Below are 3,745 nucleotides of genomic sequence, written 5' to 3'. Positions count from 1 at the left end.
CCCTGAAGCACGCCCGGGCGGTGTACGGGACCGCGAGGAACACCACGGCGGCGAGGACCGACACCCCGGCCGCCGCCACGAGGGCGCCCGCCAGGGACCAGGACGCGAGCGGCCCCCCGACCGCCGCGCCCAGGGCGAACCCGGTGATCTTCAGACTGGCTCCGGTGGTGAAGACGCGACCGCGCAGGCCCTCCGGTGCCTCCCGGTGACGGATCGCGAACAAGGCGGCCAACTGCGGTCCTTCGCCCACCCCGGCCACGAGGAAGGCCGTCACCAGGGCGGCGGGATGCGGACACAGGGCGAGGGCCGAGGAGCCGGCCAGGACGAGCGCACTCGCCCACATGACCGTCCCGGGGGAGAGCACGCGGGGGAACCGCGCGAGCACGGCCGTGGCCGCCAGGGCCGTGAGCGCCGTACAGGACAGCAGCATCGCGCCCCGCCCGGACCCACCCAGGACCCGCGCGCCCAGCAGCGGGACGCACACCGTCACGATGCCCTGGGCCACGGCGCAGACGACCGAGGAGAGCGTGGCCCGGGCCAGTGCGGGCCTTCCCGCGACGGCCCGTACGACGGAGGCCGGAACCGTGGCCGCCGACGCCGGCCGGGGGTGGCGCGCGCCGGTGGAACGGGCGGGCAGCACCCAGGCGGCGGGCAGCGCCAGGGCGACGAGCACCGCCGACAGGACGACGGCGGCGGGCGCCCCGAGGAGTTCCGCCGCCCCGCCGGCGAGGACGGGCCCGGCCAGGCCCGCCGCGCAGAACGTCATGGCATCGAGCGCGTTCGCCCGGTCCAGGCCTTCCCCGTCCCCCGCCGCCCGGGGCAGCTGAGCCGTCCACCCGGCCGACAGTGCGGGCCCCGCGAGGCCCGTGCACACGGCCACCGCCAGGATCGCGGCGAACGGCAGCCGGCCGAGCGCCCCGGCGACCAGGACCAGCCCCGCCGCGTACCCGGCGAGGGCTCCCGCCAGCAGACGACCGGGCCGGTCCACCCGGTCGAGGAAGGCCCCGAGCGCCGGCCCGCCCAGGGCCGCCGCGGCGGCGATCCCCGCGAGCAGGGCGGACGCCTCCGCGGCCGTCCCGGTCAGGGCGAGCCCGGCCAGGAGGAGCGCGGGCCCGGACATCTCGTCCCCGACCCGGGCGGTCAGCGCTCCTCCGAGATGGACCCACAGTCCGTAACGCTTCACCATGGCCGGGACGTTACGTAGGTAACTCAAAACTCCACAAGCTGCGTTACATTCACCGGGTGTCCTTCACCGAAGACCGGTCCGCCCGAAACTCCGTCCTGTCCACGGCCCGGCGGACCGCCGACCTGATCAACGCCCTCGCCGCCGACGGGGACCCCGGCCCCGAGGAGATCGCCGCCCTCCTCCGCGCCCACGGCGAGACCGGCCCCCTCGATCTCACCGCCGGGGACGTCGCGGGCATGCGGGAAGCCGCCGACCGGTTGCGGGAGGTCTTCGCCGCGGAGGACACCGACACGGCCGCGGGCGTCCTCAACCGCCTCCTGCGGGACCACACCGGCCCCCTCCGCCTCTCCTCGCACGGCGGCGACACGCCCTGGCACCCGCACCTCGACAGCGACGACGACGCGCCCTGGGACGAGTGGTTCCTCGCCTCTTCCTGCATGGCCCTGACCGTCCTCGTCTGGGACCAGCGGCGCCCACCCGGCGGCGTGTGCGCATCCCCCCGCTGCCCGAACGTCTTCCTCGCTCAGGGCAGCGGCGCGGAACGCCGCTACTGCTCCCGCCGCTGCGCCACCCGCGAACGCGTCGCCGCCCACCGCCGCGCCCACGCCGGAGCCCCGCCGACGGCATGAGCCGCAGGCCCGCCGGAGCGGGGAGGGGGCACCAGGGCGACCGGCCGGAATCGGCCATCCTTCCGGCCGCCGGCGCCTGGGCGCCGCCCGGGGGCGCAGGATGATCACATGAGCCGTCCCGTCCCGCGCACCGCCACCGGCACTCTCCTCCTGGCCGGGCTCGTCCTCCTCGGCGGATGCGCCGATCCCGCCGACGACCCGAGGACATCGCCGGCCGCGCCGGCCCCGGGGAGCACGCCCTACTGCCCGGCACCCATGGAACCTCCCCTCGCCCCGGGCACGCCCTGCATCTCGCAGGACCCGAACCAGAAGTACGCGGAGAACCACGGGTACCGGCGCCAGATGGAACTCACCCCGCAGGAGCGCGCCGGGGCGCGGGGTGCGGCCGAGCGTCTCGGCCGCACCCTGAGCGGCCTGGCCGCGAAGCCCGTCGGCGAGAACGAGATCCGGGCGGCCGCCGCTGCCGCCCTCGGACTCTCCCCGGACGCCATCGAGTACCGGGCGGGCGCCCCGGGCCCGGGCGGCCTGCCCCGGAACATCGCCCTCGGCGGCGGCACCGGCAAGGTCTGCGTCAACGGCCTCATCGGCGACAGCGGAACCGCCACCGCCGAAGTCGCCGGACGGACCCTGGACGGCACCTGCCTCCCGGGTCTGGGCGGCCACTGACCCGAGCCGCTCCCGGACATCCCCCCCGGCACCCCGGTCAGCGGCCGTCGGGAGCGGGGCGGACCACCGGTGGACGCGGACGCACCGCTCCGTACGGATCCGTCCCCTCGGTCCACGGCCGCAGCTTCTCCGGGTTGAGCACCGCCCAGATGTGCCGGATCCGGCCGTCCACGATGTCGAAGGCGTACACCGACCGGACGACCCCGCCCAGGCGCGCCACCAGCCCCGGCCGGCCGTTGACCCCACACTCGTCGAGCGTCAGCCCGTCCGGCAGTCCACGCGTGACGAAGAAGCGGGCGATCCGCTCCGCACCCTCGACCGGACGGAGCGCGGCCGTGACGAGCCCGCCACCGTCGCCCACGACGGTCGCGGCCGGATCCAGCAGACCGACCAGTGACGTGATGTCCCCCGCCTCCCAGGCCCGCCTGAACGCCCTGATGACCCGGGCCTGCCGGTCCGCCGGTGCCGCCGGCGCCCGCGAGGCGCGGACACGGCGGCGCGCCGAGGACGCCAGCTGCCGGCAGGCCTCGGGGCTGCGGCCGACGATCTCCGCCACCTCGCCGAACGAGTAGCGGAAGACGTCGTGCAGCACGAACGCGACCCGTTCGGCCGGAGTCATCGACTCCAGCACGACGAGGAAGGCCATGCTGACCGACTCGTCGAGCGTGATCCGGTCGGCGGGATCGGCCGCGCCCTCCGGCAACGGCCCGCCGAGCCAGTCGGTGTCCGCGGGCACCGGCTCCGGCACCCATTCCCCCACGTACCGCTCCCGCCGGACCCGCGCCGAGCGGAGCACGTCGAGACAGACGCGCCCCGCGACCCTGGTCAGCCAGCCACCGGGCGAGGCGATGGCCCCGCGCCGCTCCGGAGGCAGGGCGTACCAGCGGGCGTAGGTCTCCTGGACCACGTCCTCCGCCTCCGACACGGAACCCAGCATCCGGTACGCGAGATTGATCAACTGCCGCCGCTCGCCCGTGATCGCGCTCAGCGGCGGCTCCTGCGGGCCGCCCGCCGTGTCGGCCGGAGTGGTCATGTGTCGCTGCTCCCTCGATCGGATCGTCTCCCACCCTCTCCGACGACACGGCACCCCGAATCGTGAGGCGCCCCCACCTCACGATTCGGGGGCCCGTCCCGTCGTACCTCTCGACGGACCGGAAAGCGGCCCGGCGGCACTGGCCGCCGGGCCGCCTCGGCCCGTCGTGGAGAAACCGCACACCGATGTGAAGGAGTACCCCCTGAGGCACACCAGCGACGAGACCGGGGT

At 75.9% G+C, this 3,745-nt stretch carries 4 protein-coding genes; 2 read left to right on the top strand and 2 right to left on the bottom strand.

Annotated features, from left to right (window positions below; all coding sequences use genetic code 11):
* On the bottom strand, positions 1-1,186 hold a 1,186-nt coding region (locus RIF68_RS30575), incomplete at its 3' end, for an MFS transporter (RefSeq protein ID WP_309054520.1).
* A gap of 56 nt (positions 1,187-1,242) precedes the next feature.
* On the opposite strand from RIF68_RS30575, the gene RIF68_RS30570 reads away from it, so the two are divergent.
* Both RIF68_RS30570 and RIF68_RS30565 read left to right on the top strand, forming a co-directional pair.
* On the top strand, positions 1,243-1,815 hold the full coding sequence (locus RIF68_RS30570; protein WP_309054519.1) for a CGNR zinc finger domain-containing protein: 573 nt from the start codon (positions 1,243-1,245) through the stop codon (positions 1,813-1,815).
* A gap of 108 nt (positions 1,816-1,923) precedes the next feature.
* On the top strand, positions 1,924-2,481 hold the full coding sequence (locus RIF68_RS30565; RefSeq protein WP_309054518.1) for a precorrin-3B C(17)-methyltransferase: 558 nt from the start codon (positions 1,924-1,926) through the stop codon (positions 2,479-2,481).
* 37 nt (positions 2,482-2,518) lie between these two features.
* Here RIF68_RS30565 and sigJ read toward each other — a convergent pair whose 3' ends face one another.
* Positions 2,519-3,514: an RNA polymerase sigma factor SigJ gene (gene sigJ / locus RIF68_RS30560; RefSeq protein WP_309054517.1), complete on the bottom strand. Its 996-nt coding sequence runs from the start codon at positions 3,512-3,514 to the stop codon at positions 2,519-2,521.
* Between the last annotated feature and the right edge of the window lie 231 nt (positions 3,515-3,745).

This window comes from Streptomyces sp., from assembly GCF_031178505.1.
GTDB lineage: Bacteria > Actinomycetota > Actinomycetes > Streptomycetales > Streptomycetaceae > Streptomyces > Streptomyces gulbargensis.
The sequence above is the reverse complement of the archived record's forward strand: the minus strand, read 5'-3'. Positions and strand labels throughout refer to the sequence as shown.

Bases quoted from the DNA above. Each gene is read 5' to 3' on its own strand.
- RIF68_RS30565 (WP_309054518.1), top strand. From the start codon at position 1,924: ATGAGCCGTCCCGTCCCGCGCACCGCCACCGGCACTCTCCTCCTGGCC.
- sigJ (WP_309054517.1), bottom strand. From the start codon at position 3,514: ATGACCACTCCGGCCGACACGGCGGGCGGCCCGCAGGAGCCGCCGCTG.